Origin of the sequence: Flavobacterium sp. 90 (assembly GCF_004339525.1) — a bacterium.
Classification (GTDB): Bacteria; Bacteroidota; Bacteroidia; order Flavobacteriales; family Flavobacteriaceae; genus Flavobacterium.
In genome coordinates this window covers 1,878,721-1,897,686 of record NZ_SMGE01000001.1, presented here as the reverse complement: position 1 = coordinate 1,897,686, position 18,966 = coordinate 1,878,721, and the positions used below count along the sequence as shown (strand labels likewise).

At 31.0% G+C, this 18,966-nt stretch carries 17 protein-coding genes; 12 read left to right on the top strand and 5 right to left on the bottom strand.

All coding sequences use genetic code 11. The features are described from left to right. Positions 1–31 precede the first annotated feature (31 nt). Positions 32–814 carry a DUF3050 domain-containing protein gene (locus C8C83_RS07615; protein ID WP_121327509.1) on the bottom strand — a complete coding sequence of 261 codons (783 nt, stop codon included), beginning with the start codon at positions 812–814 and terminating at the stop codon, positions 32–34. A gap of 86 nt (positions 815–900) precedes the next feature. Continuing rightward, positions 901–2,079, bottom strand: a complete 1,179-nt coding sequence (locus C8C83_RS07610; RefSeq protein WP_132011711.1) for an acyl-CoA dehydrogenase family protein — start codon at positions 2,077–2,079, stop codon at positions 901–903. Between the two features lie 166 nt (positions 2,080–2,245). Here C8C83_RS07610 and C8C83_RS07605 point away from each other — a divergent pair, with 166 nt between their 5' ends. Genes C8C83_RS07605 through C8C83_RS07595 form a run of 3 tightly spaced genes read left to right on the top strand, consistent with a single transcriptional unit; the run spans position 2,246 to position 7,568 of the window. Then, complete coding sequence (locus C8C83_RS07605; protein ID WP_121327507.1) at positions 2,246–4,009, top strand: helix-turn-helix domain-containing protein; 1,764 nt, start codon at positions 2,246–2,248, stop codon at positions 4,007–4,009. 38 nt (positions 4,010–4,047) lie between these two features. After that, positions 4,048–5,790 (top strand): AraC family transcriptional regulator, encoded by a 1,743-nt coding sequence (locus C8C83_RS07600; RefSeq protein WP_121327505.1) that lies wholly within the window; start codon positions 4,048–4,050, stop codon positions 5,788–5,790. Between the two features lie 47 nt (positions 5,791–5,837). Continuing rightward, positions 5,838–7,568: an AraC family transcriptional regulator gene (locus C8C83_RS07595; RefSeq protein WP_121327503.1), complete on the top strand. Its 1,731-nt coding sequence runs from the start codon at positions 5,838–5,840 to the stop codon at positions 7,566–7,568. A 21-nt stretch (positions 7,569–7,589) separates the two neighbouring features. Here the strand turns inward: C8C83_RS07595 and C8C83_RS07590 are convergent, their stop codons facing one another. After that, entirely contained in the window at positions 7,590–7,751 is a 162-nt protein-coding gene (locus tag C8C83_RS07590; RefSeq protein WP_121327501.1) for an rSAM-modified peptide, read from the bottom strand. A 261-nt stretch (positions 7,752–8,012) separates the two neighbouring features. On the opposite strand from C8C83_RS07590, the gene C8C83_RS07585 reads away from it, so the two are divergent. The 9 genes from C8C83_RS07585 (at position 8,013) to C8C83_RS07550 (ending at position 17,639) form a co-directional block, all read left to right on the top strand. Beyond that, positions 8,013–9,569 carry a vitamin K epoxide reductase family protein gene (locus C8C83_RS07585; RefSeq protein WP_121327499.1) on the top strand — a complete coding sequence of 519 codons (1,557 nt, stop codon included), beginning with the start codon at positions 8,013–8,015 and terminating at the stop codon, positions 9,567–9,569. A 73-nt stretch (positions 9,570–9,642) separates the two neighbouring features. After that, the gene (locus tag C8C83_RS27450; RefSeq protein ID WP_255416694.1) at positions 9,643–9,777 is read left to right on the top strand and encodes a hypothetical protein; all 135 of its coding nucleotides are present in this window, start codon (positions 9,643–9,645) and stop codon (positions 9,775–9,777) included. 112 nt (positions 9,778–9,889) lie between these two features. Next, positions 9,890–10,099: a hypothetical protein gene (locus tag C8C83_RS07580; protein WP_121327498.1), complete on the top strand. Its 210-nt coding sequence runs from the start codon at positions 9,890–9,892 to the stop codon at positions 10,097–10,099. A 30-nt stretch (positions 10,100–10,129) separates the two neighbouring features. Further along, entirely contained in the window at positions 10,130–10,321 is a 192-nt protein-coding gene (locus tag C8C83_RS07575) for a hypothetical protein (RefSeq protein ID WP_121327496.1), read from the top strand. A 370-nt stretch (positions 10,322–10,691) separates the two neighbouring features. Continuing rightward, positions 10,692–10,883 carry a hypothetical protein gene (locus C8C83_RS07570; protein WP_121327494.1) on the top strand — a complete coding sequence of 64 codons (192 nt, stop codon included), beginning with the start codon at positions 10,692–10,694 and terminating at the stop codon, positions 10,881–10,883. A gap of 310 nt (positions 10,884–11,193) precedes the next feature. Then, positions 11,194–13,386, top strand: coding sequence for a peptidase domain-containing ABC transporter (locus C8C83_RS07565; RefSeq protein WP_121327492.1), 2,193 nt, complete (start codon positions 11,194–11,196; stop codon positions 13,384–13,386). A 3-nt stretch (positions 13,387–13,389) separates the two neighbouring features. Further along, complete coding sequence (locus C8C83_RS07560) at positions 13,390–14,679, top strand: HlyD family efflux transporter periplasmic adaptor subunit (RefSeq protein WP_121327491.1); 1,290 nt, start codon at positions 13,390–13,392, stop codon at positions 14,677–14,679. A gap of 40 nt (positions 14,680–14,719) precedes the next feature. Beyond that, positions 14,720–16,360: a S41 family peptidase gene (locus tag C8C83_RS07555; protein WP_121327489.1), complete on the top strand. Its 1,641-nt coding sequence runs from the start codon at positions 14,720–14,722 to the stop codon at positions 16,358–16,360. Between the two features lie 22 nt (positions 16,361–16,382). Continuing rightward, complete coding sequence (locus C8C83_RS07550) at positions 16,383–17,639, top strand: carboxypeptidase-like regulatory domain-containing protein (protein WP_121327487.1); 1,257 nt, start codon at positions 16,383–16,385, stop codon at positions 17,637–17,639. Positions 17,640–17,642: 3 nt separating this feature from the next. On the opposite strand, the gene C8C83_RS07545 is transcribed toward C8C83_RS07550, so the two are convergent. After that, on the bottom strand, positions 17,643–18,356 hold the full coding sequence (locus C8C83_RS07545) for a methyltransferase (RefSeq protein ID WP_121327485.1): 714 nt from the start codon (positions 18,354–18,356) through the stop codon (positions 17,643–17,645). Between the two features lie 70 nt (positions 18,357–18,426). Next, the gene (gene rimM / locus C8C83_RS07540; RefSeq protein ID WP_121327483.1) at positions 18,427–18,951 is read right to left on the bottom strand and encodes a ribosome maturation factor RimM; all 525 of its coding nucleotides are present in this window, start codon (positions 18,949–18,951) and stop codon (positions 18,427–18,429) included. Positions 18,952–18,966: the final 15 nt, after the last annotated feature.

Sequence of the window (18,966 nt, the reverse complement as noted above, 5' to 3'; positions counted from 1 at the left end):
AATAGTTACGTTAAATAACTTGCTTTGGTTTTTATACCATTTCTGTTTTCATCAGAATTTCTTCTTCAATGGCATTCCAAAGTCCGATTCGTTTTTCTAAAGCCAGGATTGAGATTTCTTCAACTTCTTTCCATTTTTGAGCATCATCTTCGCATAAATCAGTAATCATTTGCATCGCCATTGGTCCGTGTTCGTCGGCATCTAATTCTATGTGTCTTTCAAAATAATACAAAAGTTTACTCAAGTCAGTTTCCGGAAGATTTTTTTGAAAGTTCTTCAGGATTGCAGTAAACATACTCGGAATCAAATCTTCTCTTCCAAAAGTAAATGCTGCTGCTATTTCGTGTGGTTTTCCTTCTTCGATTACTCTAAAAGTAAAATCTAAAAAGGCTTTTGTATTCGGATGTAATGAACTTTGTTTTATGGCAACAAAAATGTTGTGCAATGAATTTACTTCGGATAAAAAGGTGTTAATTCCGTTTGTATCAGCGCCACAATCCTGCATTGCTTCAAGATACATTTCATAATGACTTTGTCTTCTTCCGTCAATACTTAAATCTGTTTCTTCGGCAAGAACAATTTCGTTGATTAAATATCTTGTTTCAGGATTTTTTGTAGCAAACCAAGGTGTTGTTGTACAAGTAAGTTTGGCTTGTAAAGCTTTTAATAATGACATAAAATCCCAAACAGCAAAAACGTGTGTTTCAAGGAAACTATGTAAGTCGTCAATACTTTGAATTTTATTGTATAAAGAATGTTGTAAAAGTTGATCTTTTTGAGGTTGAATGCTATTGTTGATAGTCTCAATATTCATTTTCGTAATTTTTTGCAAATATAAAAAGCTTCTCGGTTAGAAGAAGCTTTTTGCATTGTTTTTATATATATTTTAATAGTTGTTTATTATTTAAATGCTGGAATTCCAGTTACATCCATTCCTGTAATTAGCAAATGAATGTCGTGAGTTCCTTCATAAGTGATTACACTTTCGAGATTCATCATATGACGCATAATCGAATATTCACCGGTAATTCCCATTCCGCCCAGCATTTGTCTGGCTTCGCGTGCGATATGAATTGCCATGTCGACATTGTTTCGTTTTGCCATTGAGATTTGAGCTGTAGTTGCTTTTCCTTCATTTCTCAAGACACCCAAACGCCAGGTTAATAATTGCGCTTTTGTGATTTCGGTAATCATTTCTGCCAGTTTTTTCTGTTGTAATTGTGTTCCTCCAATTGGTTTTCCAAACTGGATTCTCTCTTTTGCATAACGCAAAGCAGTATCATAGCAATCCATTGCTGCTCCAATTGCACCCCAAGCGATTCCGTATCTGGCAGAATCCAAACAGCCAAGCGGTGCGCCTAATCCGGATTTATTTGGTAACAGATTTTCTTTAGGAACTTTTACATTGTCAAAGATCAATTCTCCTGTAGATGATGCACGAAGCGACCATTTATTATGTGTTTCAGGAGTTGTAAACCCTTTCATGCCACGTTCTACAATTAATCCGTGAATTCTGCCTGTTTCATCTTTTGCCCAAACTACAGCAATATCTGCAAAAGGAGCATTCGAAATCCACATTTTGGCACCATTTAAAAGATAATGATCTCCCATATCTTTAAAATTGGTAATCATACTTCCGGGATCAGAACCATGATCAGGTTCGGTCAAACCAAAACAACCCATGAATTCTCCTGTTGCCAGTTTTGGTAAATATTTCATTCGTTGTTCTTCGTTTCCGTATTTCCAAATAGGATACATTACTAATGAAGACTGAACAGATGAAGTAGATCTTACACCAGAATCTCCACGTTCGATTTCCTGCATTATTAAACCATAAGAGATTTGATCCAGTCCGGCACCGCCATATTCAACAGGAATATAAGGGCCGAAACCGCCAATTTCTCCAAGTCCTTTTATAATTTGTTTTGGAAATTCTGCTTTTTGAGCATACTCTTCAATAATAGGAGAAACTTCTCTCTTGACCCATGCACGAGCAGATTCGCGAACCAATTTGTGTTCGTCCGTCAATAAATCGTCAAGGTTGTAATAATCCGGGGCTTGAAATAAATCTGGCTTCATTTTTTGATAGTTTAGCAAAAACAAATTTACGCAATATAAATATAACAAAACACGGTTAAATTGTTATATTTTTTAAAACAAAAAGAAGAAAATTAGTAATAAGACAAATTAATTATAGTTTATTGATAATTTATGAGCTATTTTTGAGTTTCCAAAAACAAAATAAATGAGGCTGATCATCTCTTTTTTACTCTTTTTTGTTCTGAATACATCATTTTCTCAAAAAAATGTCTTGACAGAACAAGAGTACACAGCATTGCAAAGTAAAATCCGACTTAATTTTAACGCAAATGTCGATAGTGCTGTTGTATATGCTAATCAAATGGCTAAATCAAATGATCTTAGGCATAAGGCTTTTGCAAATGGATCTTTGGTTTATTCTTTGCAAGCAAAGGGAAAAACAAAAGAATCTAAAGAAAAGTATAAGCTGACGATTGGTTATTTAAGTAAAATACCGGCATCAAAAGATAAAATGCAATTAGAATCTTATATTCTAAATTTTGCCGGAATGGCAGAATGGAAAAGAGGTAATTTTAGTCAGGCCATTGAACAATATCAGAAAGGGATGAAACTTTCTGTAGAGATAAGAGATGTTTTGCAAATTGTTAAATTCAAAATTAATATTTCGATAATTAATGAGGCAGTTGGTAATTACCAATTAGCTATTAAAAATATACGGCAACTCGACGGTTTTATTGATAAAAATGAAGATTTGTTTACGAAGGAAGATTTTTTAAATAGAAAAAGTAATATAAACAGCAATTTAGCGAGTTCGTATGAAAGCTATTTTATGAAAAACCAAGGTAAAAAGTATCTGCTAGACTCGGCAGAATATTTTTACAAAAAATCAATTACATATTCGAAAAATAACCCATATACTAAAATCAGTTCAAAATTAAGTTTAGGTAATGTTTACAATTGGAAACAGGATTACGTAAATGCTGAAAAAACCTATTATGATGTTGTGTTTTTATCACAACAAAATGATCAGAAAGATTTATTGTGTGTGGCAAATTATAATTTGGCAGATATATATTACACCACTAAAAAATACGATAAAGCACTTGTGTTTTTTAAAAAATGCGATTCAATAGCCGCTTTAACAGACTTAAATCAGCTTGATTTTTTAAAGTCGAATTATTATCAGGCCAAAATCTATAATATACAGAAGAGACCTGAATTAGCTTATAAACATTCTAAAATTTATTTGGATAATTATGAGAAATTTGAAACAAAATTAAATGAACAAACGTTAGAGGTAAACTATAAACAAGGAGTTGGTAATCTTACGGATGAAATGGTTACTATTGAGAAAAAATATAAAAATGAAGTTTTCTTAAATAGAGGGTTAAGAGTTTTCTATGTACTTCTTTTTGTTGTAATTGTATTTTTATTGATAAAAAACATTAGAGATAAAAATAAAGCTCACAAAAAAATGAATGCTTTAATCGAAGAATTTAAAGCTAATATAGAGAAGAGAAATAATCCTGAGTTTGAGCAAAAAGAAGTTGAAGTAATAGAAGAACTAATACTTGAACCAGAAGAAGTTCATCTTAAAAAAGAAAATGTCAATTTAAGTATTGATGAGGCTAAAGAAAATAAAATAGTCGAGAAATTACTAGCGCTGGAAAGCAAGTTAGAATACTTAAACGCAGATTTTACATTGCCTTATGTCGCCAAAAAAATCAAAACAAATACGACTTATTTGTCTTATGTTGTCAATAAACGATTTGGTAAATCATTTGGAGAATATTCAAATGAACTTAAAATTAATTATGTAATCAACGAGATGATTACCAATCATATGTATCGTAAATACTCTACACAGGCTATTGCAGAAAGTGTAGGTTTCAAAAATGCAGTTTCTTTTGCAAAATCATTCCGTAAAAGAACCGGAGTTTCTCCAGCTCAGTTTGCAAGTAATATCTAATTTCGTACTATTGTGAATTACTTTGATTTTCGAATTCGATGAAGTATATTATCTGCTTTTTATTTTTTTGTACTCTTAATATTGGATTTGCTCAAGATAAAAAAGCAATGACGGAGGAAGAGTATCAAAGTTTGAAATATAAAATACGATTAAATTATAATGTAAATATTGACAGTGCATTTTTCTATGTTTATCAGTTGAAAAAATCTAATAATAACAAACATCTTGCTTTTGCAAATATTGTATTGTCAACTTTGTTACAAATGAGAGGCAAAAATGATTTGTCCAAAGAAAAATATAAAAAAGCATTTTTTTATCTTGATAAAGTACCTGATTCTAAAGATAAAATTCAACTAAAGAGTTATATATATCATTATGCCGGATTAACAGAGTTTCATAGAGGTAATTTTAGTGCGGCGCTTGAAAAAGACCAGGAAGGGCTTAAGCTTTCTGAACAAATAAAAGATTTTCATCAGATAATTAAATTTAAAATCAATATTACAGCGATCAATGAAGCTGTTGGTAATTATCAATTAGCTATCAGAAATGGGAGAGAACTTAATGATTATATTCATGAGAATAAAGATTTATTTGCTAAAGAGGATTATTTAAGCAGAAAAAGCAATATTAATTCTAGTTTAGCAAATTCTTATGAAGGATATTTTATGTCAAGCAAAAGTAAAATACATTTACTAGATTCGGCAGAATATTTTTATAAAAAAACGATTGATTACTCTGATCGTTTTCCTCTTAATAAAATCAATGCCAAATTAAGTTTAGGTAATATTTATAATTGGAGAGGTAATTATAAGAATGCTTTGAAATTATACTATGAGGTTACACTTTTATCCCAACAGAATAATGATAAAAAAATTTTGTGCATTGCAAATTATAATCTGGGGGATGTTTATAATACACTTAAAATGTATAATAAAGCATTATTTTTTTATAAGAAGTCTGATTCGATTGCACTTTTAAGCAATACAAATCAATTTAATTATTTAAAGTCGAATTACTACCAGTCTAAAATTTATATGCTTCTTAAAAAACCGGATGAAGCTTACAAACATTCTAAAATTTATCTGGACAGCAAAAAAAAATACGAGGAAAAATTAAATAAAGAGAGAGTAGGAGTAAATGAGTTACAAGGAATAAATAATCTAACAAAGGAAATGGTTTCTTTTGAAAGAAATTATAAAAAAAATCTTCTCTATAGTAGAGGAATAAAAGTTTTCTGCTCACTTTTATTTATTGTAATTGGGATTCTATTGATAAAAAAATCAAGAGACAAAAGGAAGGGGTATAAAAAGATGAATGCTGTTTTACAGGAATTCAAAACAAGCATTGAAAAAGGAAATTATCCTGAAGACAAAGCAATACTCTTTGATAATAATGAGAATTTACATGAAAAAAATAATCTCAATTTAAGTATTGATGATTCGAAAGAGAATGAAATAGTCGAAAAATTATTAGTGCTTGAAAAGAATCAGGAGTACTTAAGCTCTAATTTTATATTGTCTCAGGTAGCAAAGAAAATAGAAACGAATACAATTTATTTGTCTTATGTTATTAATAAACGATTTGGAAAATCTTTTGAAGAATACAGCAATGAGTTAAAAATTAGTTATGTAATTTATGAAATGATTGCTAATGAGCACTATCGCAAACAACCTATGCAATCAATTGCTGAGAATGCAGGTTTTAAAAATGCGATTTCTTTTGAAAAAATATTTCGGAAACGAACCGGAGTTGCTCCAACTCGCTTTTTAAAAAATATTTAGTTTAGAAATAAGGAATAAGTTATTTTTGAAATTCCAAAAACAAACTCATGAGGCTGATTGTTAGTTTTTTATTCTTTTTTATTCTCAATGCTACTTGTGCTCAACATACAAATTCGATGTCTGAAGAGGAGTATGCAATTTTGAGACATAAAATCAGAACAAATTTTAATGCAAATACAGATAGTTCTCTTGTATACGCAAATCAAATGGCAAAATCAAATAGCAATAAGCATTTGGCTTTTGCAAATGCGGCATTATCAGTTTTATGGCAAAATAAAGGAAAAACAGAATTATCAAAAGAAAAATATAAAACAGCACTTTATTATCTGGACAAAGTGCCTGATTCTAAAGATAAGATACAATTGCAATCCTATATCTATAATTACGGCGGGTTGGCAGAGTTTGACAGAAGAAATTTTAGTGCCGCAATTGAAAAATTTCATCAGGGAATCAAACTTTCGGAAAAAATAGGAGATATTAATCAACTGGTTAACTTTAAGGCCAATATTGTCTTGGCTAACGAAGTAGTAGGAAACTATAAATTAGCGATTAAAAATGGAAAAGACCTTGATAAATTTCTTCATGAGAATAAAGATTTATTTGATAAAGAAAGTTTTCTGAATAAAAAAAGTAACATTAATCTCAGTTTAGGAGGTTCTTATGAAGATTACTTTAAGGCAAATAAAAGCAAAAGGTACTTGTTAGATTCAGCCGAGTATTATTATAAGAAGACAGTTGATTATTCGGATAATTATCTTTTTAATAAAATCACGGCAAAATTAAACTTAGGAAATGTCTATAATTGGAAAGGTAATCTAAAAGATGCTGAAAAAGCATATTATCAGGTTGTACTTCTTTGCGAGGAGAATGATCAGAAAGAGTTATTATGTAGTGCCAATTTTAATTTAGGAGATGTTTGTTATACCCAGAAAAAGTACGATAAAGCATTGTTTTTTTATAAGAATACAGATTCTCTTGCGATTTTAAGTAATTCGAATGAGTTAGATTACCTAAAATCTAATTATTATCAATCAAAAATTTATACAATTCTTAAAAAGCCGGAACTGGCTTATGAGCATTCTAAAATTTACTTAGATAGTAAAAAAAAATACGAGGAAAAATTAAAGAAAGAGAGATCAGGCGTAAATGAGTTACAAGGGGTTGATTCTCAGACAGAGGAGATGATTGCTGTTGAGCAAAATTATAAGAAAGATCTTTTTTTAGATAAAAGCCTGAAAGGGTTTTATATATTTTTAATTATTGGAACTGTTACGCTCTTGGTAAAAAGCAATAGAGATAAAAATAAGGCCAATAAAAAGATGAGTGCCATAATACAGGAACTTAAAGCAGATATGGAAAAGGAAAATGGTAGTTTTGCCAAAGTGAAATTACTTGAATCTATAAAAACTGAAAATGCAAGTTTATGCATTGATCTGGCTAAAGAAAATGAAATCGTCGAAAAGCTTTTAGAGCTTGAAAATAACTTAGAATACTTGAATACCGGCTTCACATTAGCTTATGTGGCAAAAAAAATCAAAACAAATACTACTTACCTATCTTATGTAGTCAATAAGCGATTTGGAAAATCATTTGGAGAATATACCAATGAGCTAAAAATTAATTATGCAATTAATAAGATGATTACCAGTGAAACTTATCGAAAAAAATCTACACAAGCTACCGCAGAAAGCGTAGGATTTAAAAACGCAGGTTCTTTTGCAAAATCATTTCGCAAAAGAACCGGAGTTTCTCCGGCTCAGTTTGCGAATAATATTTAGCTTATCAATAAAGTAATTTATTTATCCTGCAGGAGTGTTACCTCCTTTTCCAGGATCATTTTCTTGTGGTGTTGGTATCGGTGCAGGTATAGTAGGAGTGTCTCCTCCGCGAACGATTTTTTGTTGATTATTTGATAATTTTTGTGCTCCAAAATCTTCTAGTTTTAATGCTCGAGTTGCCATGTTTTTATGTGTTAAGGTTATTACATTGTCAAAACTAGACAAAAAGCAAAACCCTTAATCGAGAATGACGTTTTTCGGCTTTTTGTAAAAAATAAATCGACATAAATAGCTGTTTATCAGTTTATTAAATCTTTCAATGTGACTGGTATAATTTATAAATTGTATGTAGTATAATTGATAAAATGTCTGCTTTTGTGATTATTTTTCGAATAAAAACAGCAATATTTGTATTGTAATTATGATTTTAAACAGCCGAAAAAGATGTTAAAACTTGTCCAAAAATTTCTTCAAATAAATAGATACTCGGAAATTAAAAATGAGTTTAAGGATCTGTTTCTTTCTCATCCTAATTATCCAAGTCTATTTGCTATAACAGATTCTTTTGATTTACTATCTATAGAGAATGCTGCGGTAAGAGTTTCGAAAGAGCAGATTGTCGATTTGCCTACAAATTTTTTAGCTTATTTTAAAGAAGAACTTATATTGGTAGAAAAGGCTAAAAATTTCGTTCTTATTAATAGTCAGAAAAAAAGAAACTATAAAATGGCTTATGAAAAATTCCTTTTAGACTGGAATGGAGTAATTGTAGCTATAGAACCTAATAATATTGTAGAGAGAGAAAATTTGAAAATAGAATACAATTGGGTGAAATATTTTTTTCCTCTTTTGCTTTTAACAGGATTATCATTTTTCTATAATACCTATAATTGGTTCAGTCTTATTTTTTTAGGAACATCAATTTTAGGATTGGTTGTAAGTGTTTTAATAGTTCAGGAAAAGTTGGGTTTTAAAAACAATATAATTTCAAAAATTTGCAATTTAAGTTCTAACTCTTCTTGTGATTCAGTTCTAAACGCTAATGTGGGAATCCAAAATAAATGGATTAATTTTTCAGATTTGCCATTGCTTTTTTTCAGTGCGAGTTATATATCAATTTTAATTCAACCTCTAAATTCAGCAATTTTTATTGGATTTTTAAGTTTACTGGCAATTCCTGTAATAGTTTCTTCGATTTGGATTCAAAAGTTTGAAATTCAAAAATGGTGCGTTATGTGTCTGATAGTTTCATTCTTGATCTTTACGCAAAGTATTGTTTGGTTTTCATCAGATTTATTTACGTTGAGTTTTAGTTTTGAAAATGTTTTTCCATTCTTTTTTTCATTGCTATTTCTTGTGCCAATTTGGTATGTTATCAAATCAATGATACAAAATATTTTGAAGAATGAAAACTCGCTAAAAGAATTAAAAAAGTTTAAAAGAAATTATTCTTTATTGAATTTTTTGTCTAAGAAAGTGCCTAATACTAAAGGATTTGAAGACTTGAGAGGGTTGAATTTTGGAAACAGAAATGCTGCTGTAAAACTTTCAATAATAATAAGTCCAAGTTGTGGACATTGTCATAAAACGTTTCAGGAAGGATTCGATTTAGTTTTAAAATATCCGGACAAAATATTTCTGAATGTTCTATTCAATATTAATCCGGAAAATAATGATAATCAATACAAAGTTATTGTTGAAAGACTTTTATCAATAAACAGATCAACACCTGGAAAAACGGTTGAAGCTATTTCAGACTGGCACATTAAAAAGATGAGCTTGAAGAAATGGATGAAAAAATGGAATGTTGATTCGGTTAGTATGATGATAACGCAGGAAATAAACAAACAATACGAATGGTGTTCTAAGAATAATTTTAATTATACGCCAGTTAAAATTGTAAACGACAAATTGTTTCCAAACGAATATGAATTAAGTGAGTTGAAATACTTTTTGAACGATTTTGTTGAAGAGGTTGAAATTTTTGAAAAAACGGCATAAAAAATACAGACAGAATCTTCAAATGTCTTAAAATGTTTGAAGGTCTATTATTAAGAAACAAAAAACACAAATCATGTTAGAAAAATTTTTAAAGACAGAGGGTACTAAAAAATTATCAAAAGAAGAACAAAAAAATACTGCAGGCGGAACCGACCCTGAAGTTGGAATGTGTTGGGATATTAATAGAGGATATTATAAATGCTTGTAAAAAGAAAACAGTGTGGAGAAGTTTAAAAGCTTCTCTGCATTTCACAAGAATGCAAGAATAAAAATAAGTTGTTGTTTTGAATAAATGTAAGGAGAACTAAAAATTGAAGATTATGTTAAAAAACATTTTAAACTTAGAAGGAGCGCAGGAATTAAGCATTTTCGAGAAAAAGAGTATTAATGGTGGTGCTTATCCAGTTGAGCCAATTTGTGGATATGTTACGTGGAATGCAAGCGAAACGGTTTGTTTGAATTATGATCCTTATTACAGACCTGTTTATTTAGGAAATAATAAGTGCTCAATTGTAGGAGATGCCTGTTAGGATGAGGTAAATAACATTAAAAAATATAAAATGTTAAAGAAAATTTTAAATCTGGAAAATGCTCATAGAATCACAAAAAATGAGCAAAAAACAATGCAGGGAGGAATTCCTGAATGTTGGATTTACGCGATTGAAGCGGGATGTGTTTTAATACCTGTTGGAGGAACTTGTCCTATGGATACGTTGCCCGGTATTTGCGACTCGGTTCGTCTTTGTTGTTGATTTTTAACTTTTTTAGAAGTAATTACGATATAGCCTTTTTTAGAATTTAGTCATGTTTTTTTTAATTTGTAGGCGCTCGATCGTGGAACATTGAGCAAATTCCCCACATTGATGATTGGTGTTGGGATTCTTTAGGAAAATTGGTCACTGAGTTGATTTTATTTGGTTAGGGTTAACCAGTGCCATGTCCTACAGAAATTGGATTACTGATAATAACGTTTTTAAATACTTAACAGAAAGGAGAATTATTTCCTTTCTGTTTTTTTTATTTATAGAATAACCGGTAATAATTACAATGATAGTTTTTTAACAGACAGATGCTTCAACTGTCTTAAAGTGATTGAAGTAATAACAAATCAAAAAACAAATTATGAAAAGATTGAAAGATTTAATCGGAGTTGAAATTTTAAGTGTTAGTGAAAAGAAAAGTATTAACGGCGGAGGAGTCGGAATGGAGGCTTGTTATTGCCCTGGAACTGGTATTTTCGCTGGTGTTATACATCCCGGTGAAGGAGAAACTTGTGCAGCAGTTATTGAAGAAAACTGTTGGTTAGATAGTTAATTTTCATATTTACAACAAAAAAAACCGCCTTATATTTTATTTTGGCGGTTTCTTTTATATAGATATTTTAATTTATTTCTTTAACTGTTTCTTCAAGAAGGATTGCTCTTTCATTTTTATAATAATTTGTTTCTTCGAATAAACCTTTTTAATTTGCAAACAGAAAATGAAAGTTTTAGGTATTTAATTATGTATGATTTGTTTTGGCTAACGAAGAATTATAAAGAAAAAAATAGTGAGAAAAGTTCCTGATAAATATTACATTAGCAAAACTAAAATTTACCATAAAAGGTAGAAAATTAATTAAGAATTGAAAAAATTTACCAATTATATACAAGCTGATCATAAAGATTGCGGCCCTACATGTTTAAAAATAATAGCCAAACATTACGGTAAGACAATCAACATTCAGGAGTTGAGAGACATTAGCGAAACAACTCGGGAGGGAAGTAATTTGCTTTTTTTAAGTGATGCTGCAGAGAAAATTGGTTTTAGAACCCTTGGTGTAAAAATAAGTGCCGAAAGATTAGATGAAGCTCCGCTTCCATGTGTTTTGCATTGGAACCAGAATCATTATGTTGTACTTTACAAAGTAAAAAAAGATACCTACTATATTTCAGATCCGGCTTTTGGTCTGATTCAATATAACAAACAGGATTTTCTTAAATTCTGGATTGGAAATAATGCCGATGAAACTACAGAAGAAGGAATCGCATTATTGATCGAAGCAACGCCTAAATTTTTCCAATCTGATTTTGATAAGGAAGACCACAAAGGATTAGGATTCAAATTACTGTCACAATATGTTTTGAGATATAAATCATTTTTGATTCAATTAAGCATAGGATTACTGGCTAGCAGTTTGATACAGTTAATTTTTCCGTTTTTAACCCAAAGTATTGTAGATATTGGGATTCAGAATCAAAATATTAATTTTATTTATTTAATACTTTTTGCGCAATTATTTCTTTTTGCAGGGAGAACTGGTTTGGAACTTATCAGAAGTTGGATATTACTGCATCTTTCTACCCGAATAAACATCTCTTTGATTTCAGATTTTTTTATAAAACTAATGAATCTGCCTATTTCATTTTTTGATGTTCGCATGACAGGAGATATCATGCAAAGAATTAACGATCATCGAAGAATCGAAAAGATTCTGACGACTTCATCAATAAATGTTTTGTTTTCTGTGATTAACATGTTTGTCATGGGAGGTGTTTTGGCATATTTTAACCTGCAGATTTTCTTTGTTTTCTTTGTCGGAAGTTTTTTTTATTTTGGATGGATAACCCTGTTTTTAAAACGACGAGAAGTTCTGGATTACAAACGATTTGCTGAAGTTTCGCAAGAACAGAGTAAAGTGATGGAGCTTATCAACGGAATGCAGGAAATCAAGCTCCACAATGCCGAAAAACAAAAACGCTGGGGCTGGGAATATGTTCAGGCAAGACTTTTTAGAGTTTCGATAAAAGGATTGATTTTAGAACAAACTCAAACCATAGGCTCCTCTGTAATCAATGAATTAAAGAATATTTTTATCATATTCTTATCGGCAAAATTAGTAATTGATGGTTCAATAACCCTGGGGATGATGTTAGCTATTAGTTCGATTGTTGGAAGTTTAAACGGACCAATTACTCAGCTTATAGAATTTGTCAGAGAACTTCAGGATGCAAAAATCTCTTTGGCGAGATTGTCTGAAATTCATGAAAAAGAAGATGAAACCGAGCAGGAAATACATCAAACCCATGAAGTTCCATATGATTCAGATATCGAGATAAAGAATGTTTCGTATCGTTATTTAGGATCTGATATTCCGGTTTTGGATGATTTGAGTTTAATAATTCCCTCCAATAAAGTAACAGCAATAGTGGGCGTTAGCGGAAGCGGAAAAACCACTTTGATGAAATTGCTCCTTAAGTTTTATGAACCTGAAAAAGGAGAAATCAATATTGGCAATTCACAGTTAAAAAACATTTCGCAAAAAGCCTGGAGATCCAATATTGGCGCTGTTATGCAGGAAGGCTTTATTTTTAATGATACCATCGCCAATAATATAGCAATAGGAGTTGATAAAGTTGATAAAGAACGCTTAATATATGCCGCAGATGTAGCTAATATAAAAGAATATATATCAAGTTTGCCATTAGGTTATAATACAAAAATTGGCTCAGAAGGCACCGGAATGAGCACTGGACAAAAACAAAGATTACTGATTGCAAGAGCTGTTTATAAAAATCCGGAGATATTGTTTTTTGACGAAGCAACATCAGCATTAGATGCTAATAATGAGAAAGAAATTATGCGAAAGCTTGATGTTTTCTTCAAGGAAAAAACCGTCGTCGTAATTGCACACCGTTTAAGCACGGTGATGAATGCAGATCAGATTGTAGTTCTGGATAAAGGAAAAATTATCGAAATAGGATCACACTCGGCATTAGTACAGCAAAAAGGAAATTATTTTGAATTGGTTCGAAACCAATTACAATTAGGAAATTAAATCATGGCAGAAGATACATTTGAATTACGAAGCGAAGAAGTACAGGATATTCTCACCAAGGTACCACACTGGATGATACGTTGGGGAACCGTTTTGATATTTGCTATTATATTTTTGTTGTTTTTTGTATCCTGGTTTATCAAATATCCGGATGTTGTAAAGACCGAAATTGTGATCACAACAAATATTCCGCCAGAGAAAATAGTTTCGAAATCATCAGGCAGAATCGAAGCTATTTTAGTAAAGAATAAAGCAATAGTTCCTAAAAATACGACATTGGCTATTATTGAAAATACTGCCAATTATAAAGATGTTTTTTTACTAAAAAGTATAGTTGACAAGTACAATGTCAACGATTCAAAAAAAGCATTTCCGTTTGCTTTGCTCAAAAACAGTCAGTTGGGTGAGATTGAAAGTGCTTATGCGGTTTTTCAAAAAGATTATCAGGCAGAACAATTAAATGAGGATTTACAGCCCTTTGAAGTCGAAAGTAGGGCACAGGTTTCGGAGAAAGTTCAGATCAAAGAAAGACTGGAAATTCTGCAACAGCAAAAAGTGATAAACGAGAGCGAATTGCAGCTTCAGAAAAATGAAATTGCACGTTTTGAAACCTTGTTCAATAAAGGGATTATCTCGGCACAGGAAATGGAAGCCAAGAAACTGACTTATCTGCAGGCTCAGAAGAGCTATAAAGGCTTATTGTCGTCGATTTCGCAATTAAGGTCCTCTTTGATAGATAATACAAAATCAAGTCAGAATTCGCATATAAATAGCACTAAAGAAGAAGTTAACCTGGGACGTAACATGGCACAATCGTTTTATCAGCTCAAAAAAGTGATAAAAGACTGGGAATTGGCCTACACCTTAAAAACATCTGTAAGCGGAGTAGTTACTTTTTTGCAGGTTTGGACAGAGAATCAAACGATAAATGTTGGTGATAATGTTTTTTCTATAATTCCCGATGCAAAAAACGGTTTTGTTGGAAAAGTAAAAGCTCCGGCTTTGAATTCAGGAAAAATAAAAGTGGGGCAAAAGGTAAACATCAGACTGGCAAATTTTCCGGACAGAGAATTTGGTGTTCTAAGAGGTAAAATCAAAAATATTTCTCTAGTTCCTGATAAAGATGGAAATATATTGCTGGATGTCGCACTCCCAAATGGACTTGAAACCTCTTACAAAAAACAAATCGTATTTCAACAGGAAATGAAAGGAAGTGCGGAAATCGTAACTGAAGATCTAAGACTGATCGAAAGAATCCTGTACCAGTTCAAGAGTATTTTTGAACAGGTTTAAAATATCCTTAAGTACTAATCAACCAAATCAATATTTTTAAATGAAAAAAGCTTTACTAATCGTTCTTGTTTTATTATTCCAATATTCTTTTTCAAAACCCATAACCGAAACCCAAAAATTGGCAGCAACCTGTAAGGTTTGGGGTTTTCTAAAATTTTATCATCCAAATGTGACCGATGGGAGCAAAAATTGGGACGAACAATTGTTTCAAATTCTGCCAAAGGTTGAAGAAGCACAAACTGCAGAAGCATTTTCGTTAGTGATTGAAAATTGGATTGTTTCTTTGGGAGAAGTTAAAAAATATGAAGCTGCAAGATCAACAGTAAAAAAGGAATCATTTGATAAAAACTTTGATTTATCATGGATTTCAAAAAATGATTTGTTCTCTAAATCACTTTCAAAAAAACTAAAGTTTATTGAGGAAAACAGGATTCAGGGAAAACAATTTTATTACATTTCAGATCCTTATATCAAAGTTCAAAACGAGGTTAAATATCCGGATTTCAAATGGTCTGATAAAAATTTACGCCTTTTAGCCTTATTTCGTTATTGGAATCAAATGGAATATTTTTTTCCATACAAATATAAAATGGATGAAAATTGGGATACTGTTTTGATCGAAATGTTGCCCAGATTTATAGCGCCGGAATCTGAAAAAGATTTTGTTTTAGCAATGCGCGAAATTTCAATAAAACTCGATGATACGCATGCATCTACGCAAACCAATAAAATGTTTGATTATTTTGGAGATAAATTTACCCCTTTTGATGTAGTATTTATTGATAATAAAGCCGTTGTTGTTAATCTGAAAAATGATTCTTTGGCAAAAGTAGATGATATCAGAATTGGAGATGTGATTACAAAAGTAGAAGGAAAAACAGTTGAAAATTTGATTAACGAAAATTTAAAATATGCAGAAGGTTCAAATAGGCCTGCGATTTTAAAAAATATTTATTGGGCAGTTTTTAACGGAAAAACTGAAACATTTGAGATTGAATTTAACCGAAACAATAACACTTTAGTTAAAACTATTAAACGTTATAAATATCAGAATTTAAAAATTCAGTATAAGGATGAAGAAAAGTGGAAACTTTTAGAAGGTAATATTGGATATATTGATGTAGAATCAATTAACAAAGACGAACTTCCGGCAGTTATGGAGCAATTCAAAAATACAAAAGCTATAGTTTTTGATGCTCGAAAATATCCGCAGGAACCCAATATTGAGGAAGATATAGCGCAATATTTATATCCGGAAGAAAAAGCGTATGCAAAATTTATTGATGTTGATTTGACTTATCCCGGCAAATTTACCTGGAGAGAAGATCAAAAAACAGGCAAAACAAATCCAGATTACTACAAAGGAAAAGTGATTATTTTAGAAAATGAAAAAACACAAAGTCACGGAGAACATTTAGTAATGTGTTTACAAGCGGCACCAAATGCTACAATTATTGGAAGTCAAACTGCTGGCGCTGATGGAGGTGTCTGCAAATATGAAATTATAAAAGGATATCCAACAATATTTACAGGTTTTGGAATTTTTTATCCCAATAGAAAAGAAACACAACGTGTTGGAATTATTCCGGATATCGAAGTAAAGCCTACTATTTTGGGAGTTCAGCAAGGTAAAGATGAGGTTCTGGATCGCGCAATTCTTTTTGCTAAAAACGGGAAGTAAAAATTGATTTTAAGCTCAAAAAATGATAGCATTAAAAAATAAAAAATGGACTCTTTTAATAGTTTTCATGGTGCAATCTGTTTTGTATTCTCAAAAAACTAAAGTTTTATACGATGTTTTTAGTATTTCCGGAAAGGTTATAGATTCAAAAACAAACGATAAAATTTCGAATGCTGATCTTTATCTTCTTAATTGCAATAAAAGTGTAGTCGCTAATTCAGAAGGAAACTTTCAATTCAATATTTCTAAAGGTAGCTTTAATGATAAATTAATTATTTCGGCTTTAGGATATTCTTCAGACACTATTATGGTTTCAGAACTTGAAAAAAGGCAAAGTGAGTCCTTGCAGATTAAATTGAATAAAGAAAAAGATGTTGAAGTTTTGTTGAATGAAACAGTTGTGGTTTCTTCTAAAAAGAAATCAAAAACATTATCAGCATTAGCAATTTTAAAAAAAGCAAAAGAAAATATTGAGAAGAATTATTATCAAAAACCATTTAATCAGAAATTCTTTTTTAGGGCTCAAACGAATAAAGATAATGTTTTTACAATAAATGAAGAAGCATCAATTGATACCTACAGTCCAAACGGAATTAAAGTTTCAGAAGATGCTGCGGCAAATTATTATGGAGAAATATTACAATTTCGAAAGAAAGTAGATTCAGAAACAATTGAAAATTGGAAAGGAATTGGATATTTTGGTGTGGTAATTTTTAGGAACATAATGCTAAGCAATCAGAATTTATTATATGAAACAAAAGATTTTGAATTAAAGAAAGAAGGAACAACAACTTATTGTGGTAAAAAGGTGTATGTAATTAGTTTTACAAATGTAAATCCAACAATTTTTTCTACTGGTTTTGGAAATCCTGCGCCACAATCGGCAATAGGATTTATTTATATTGAAACAGATTCTTTTGCAATTGTGAAATTTGAGCAGTATGTAGTTTTGAATAGGAATAGATCAAATGATAATGATGACATTGTAATAGAATCGTCATTGAAAATGACGCAAACATACAAAAATGTCAATGGACGCTATTTTATTAATTACTGTAATGAGAAAGTAGAAAGTAACTATTTTTCAGTGTCAGATAAAAAACTAGTAAGCAGTGAGAATTCAGATTATGATTTAATGTCGGAGGATATTATTACAGAAAAAGTATCGGTAATAAAAAGACCAATTGACCGTCTAAAATTAGACCCGAAATTTGTTGAAGATCTTGAATATTGGAAAAACAATAATTTTATAATCGAAAATAAAAAGATGGAATTTTAAAACTTACATCTTCAAATAAAAATCTTTGGTAAGTTTAATATATTCAGGAGTATAAACATGCCTGTCGATTTCGATCGTCAATTCATCGATTTCAACTTCTGGATTTTCATTTCGGCTAAAAGCCAATAAACTGCGTTTAATTTCAGACTTTGGAGTTCCTTTGACGCGGGTGATTTTTAGTGGATATAATTCAGATTCCTTTGCTAAAGCGATGAAGTTTTGTTCTTCTTTATAAGGAAGGATAACGGCAAATATTCCGTTTTCAGAAAGTAGTAAATCTGCAGCTTCAATTAGTTCTTCAAAAGGCATTGCGTCTTGAAAACGAGCTAAATCGCGTTGTTCATTTTCGGATTTATAATCTTCGGAGTAAAACGGAGGATTCGAAACAATCAGATCGTATTCGTCTTCCGGTTCTTCGATAAATTCATCTAAACCGGCATGAAAACAAAATAAACGATCTCCCCAAGGTGAATTTTCAAAATTCCCAACAGCTTGTTCGTAGGCATCTTCATCAATTTCCAGCGCATCAATTTGTTCAGCATGAGTTCGCTGAGCAAGCATCAAAGCAATAATTCCGGTTCCTGCGCCGATATCTAACACGCTAAATGGATTGTTTGAAATTGGAGCCCAAGAGCCTAATAAAACGCCATCGGTTCCTACTTTCATTGCGGTTTTATCTTGTTGAATAGAGAATTGCTTGAAAGTGAATTGAGACATTACTGAAAATTTAAAGATAAAAATTTAAGAATCAGAATAACTGAAAACTGTAACTGAGAGCTGAATACTTTTATAAGTACATTTCAACAAGACCTTCAGGCAGATTCATGATAACTTTTTTGTTTTCACGATCAATTTTCACAAGAAAATGATCGATCATTGGAATTAGCATTTCGACTTCGCCATTTAAAACTTCAAAAAGAGGTTGAGCAGTTGAATCGTTTACGGCAGCAATTTTCCCAAAAACACCTAAGCGTTGATCTTCAATTTCAAAACCAATAACTTCGTGAAAATAAAACTTGTTGCCGGAGAGTTTTGGCAACATACTTAACGGAAGATAAATTGCATTACCGATAAGAGCATCGGCTTCTTCCTCATTGTTTACATCTTCAAAACGAATTCTAAGAAAATCGTTTTTATGTAAAGAACTTGTTTCAATAAAAAAAGGAACCAAGTGTTTGTTGCATTCAACAAACACTGATTCCAGATTTTCGTATAACTCAGGTTCGTCCGTGTCTAAATAAGCCAGAACTTCACCTTTGAAACTAAATTTTTTAGCGATTTTACCTAAATAAAAACATTCTTCTTTACGCATTCTCGCTAAATATAA

Coding starts and splice junctions, on each gene's coding strand:
- C8C83_RS07560 (WP_121327491.1), top strand. CDS start 13,390: ATGGCAGAAGATACATTTGAATTACGAAGCGAAGAAGTACAGGATATT.
- C8C83_RS07555 (WP_121327489.1), top strand. CDS start 14,720: ATGAAAAAAGCTTTACTAATCGTTCTTGTTTTATTATTCCAATATTCT.
- C8C83_RS07600 (WP_121327505.1), top strand. CDS start 4,048: ATGAAGTATATTATCTGCTTTTTATTTTTTTGTACTCTTAATATTGGA.
- C8C83_RS07545 (WP_121327485.1), bottom strand. CDS start 18,356: ATGTCTCAATTCACTTTCAAGCAATTCTCTATTCAACAAGATAAAACC.
- C8C83_RS07615 (WP_121327509.1), bottom strand. CDS start 814: ATGAATATTGAGACTATCAACAATAGCATTCAACCTCAAAAAGATCAA.
- C8C83_RS07590 (WP_121327501.1), bottom strand. CDS start 7,751: ATGGCAACTCGAGCATTAAAACTAGAAGATTTTGGAGCACAAAAATTA.
- C8C83_RS07610 (WP_132011711.1), bottom strand. CDS start 2,079: ATGAAGCCAGATTTATTTCAAGCCCCGGATTATTACAACCTTGACGAT.
- C8C83_RS07595 (WP_121327503.1), top strand. CDS start 5,838: ATGAGGCTGATTGTTAGTTTTTTATTCTTTTTTATTCTCAATGCTACT.
- C8C83_RS07550 (WP_121327487.1), top strand. CDS start 16,383: ATGATAGCATTAAAAAATAAAAAATGGACTCTTTTAATAGTTTTCATG.
- C8C83_RS07570 (WP_121327494.1), top strand. CDS start 10,692: ATGAAAAGATTGAAAGATTTAATCGGAGTTGAAATTTTAAGTGTTAGT.
- C8C83_RS07585 (WP_121327499.1), top strand. CDS start 8,013: ATGTTAAAACTTGTCCAAAAATTTCTTCAAATAAATAGATACTCGGAA.
- rimM (WP_121327483.1), bottom strand. CDS start 18,951: ATGCGTAAAGAAGAATGTTTTTATTTAGGTAAAATCGCTAAAAAATTT.
- C8C83_RS07605 (WP_121327507.1), top strand. CDS start 2,246: ATGAGGCTGATCATCTCTTTTTTACTCTTTTTTGTTCTGAATACATCA.
- C8C83_RS07575 (WP_121327496.1), top strand. CDS start 10,130: ATGTTAAAGAAAATTTTAAATCTGGAAAATGCTCATAGAATCACAAAA.
- C8C83_RS27450 (WP_255416694.1), top strand. CDS start 9,643: ATGTTAGAAAAATTTTTAAAGACAGAGGGTACTAAAAAATTATCAAAA.
- C8C83_RS07580 (WP_121327498.1), top strand. CDS start 9,890: ATGTTAAAAAACATTTTAAACTTAGAAGGAGCGCAGGAATTAAGCATT.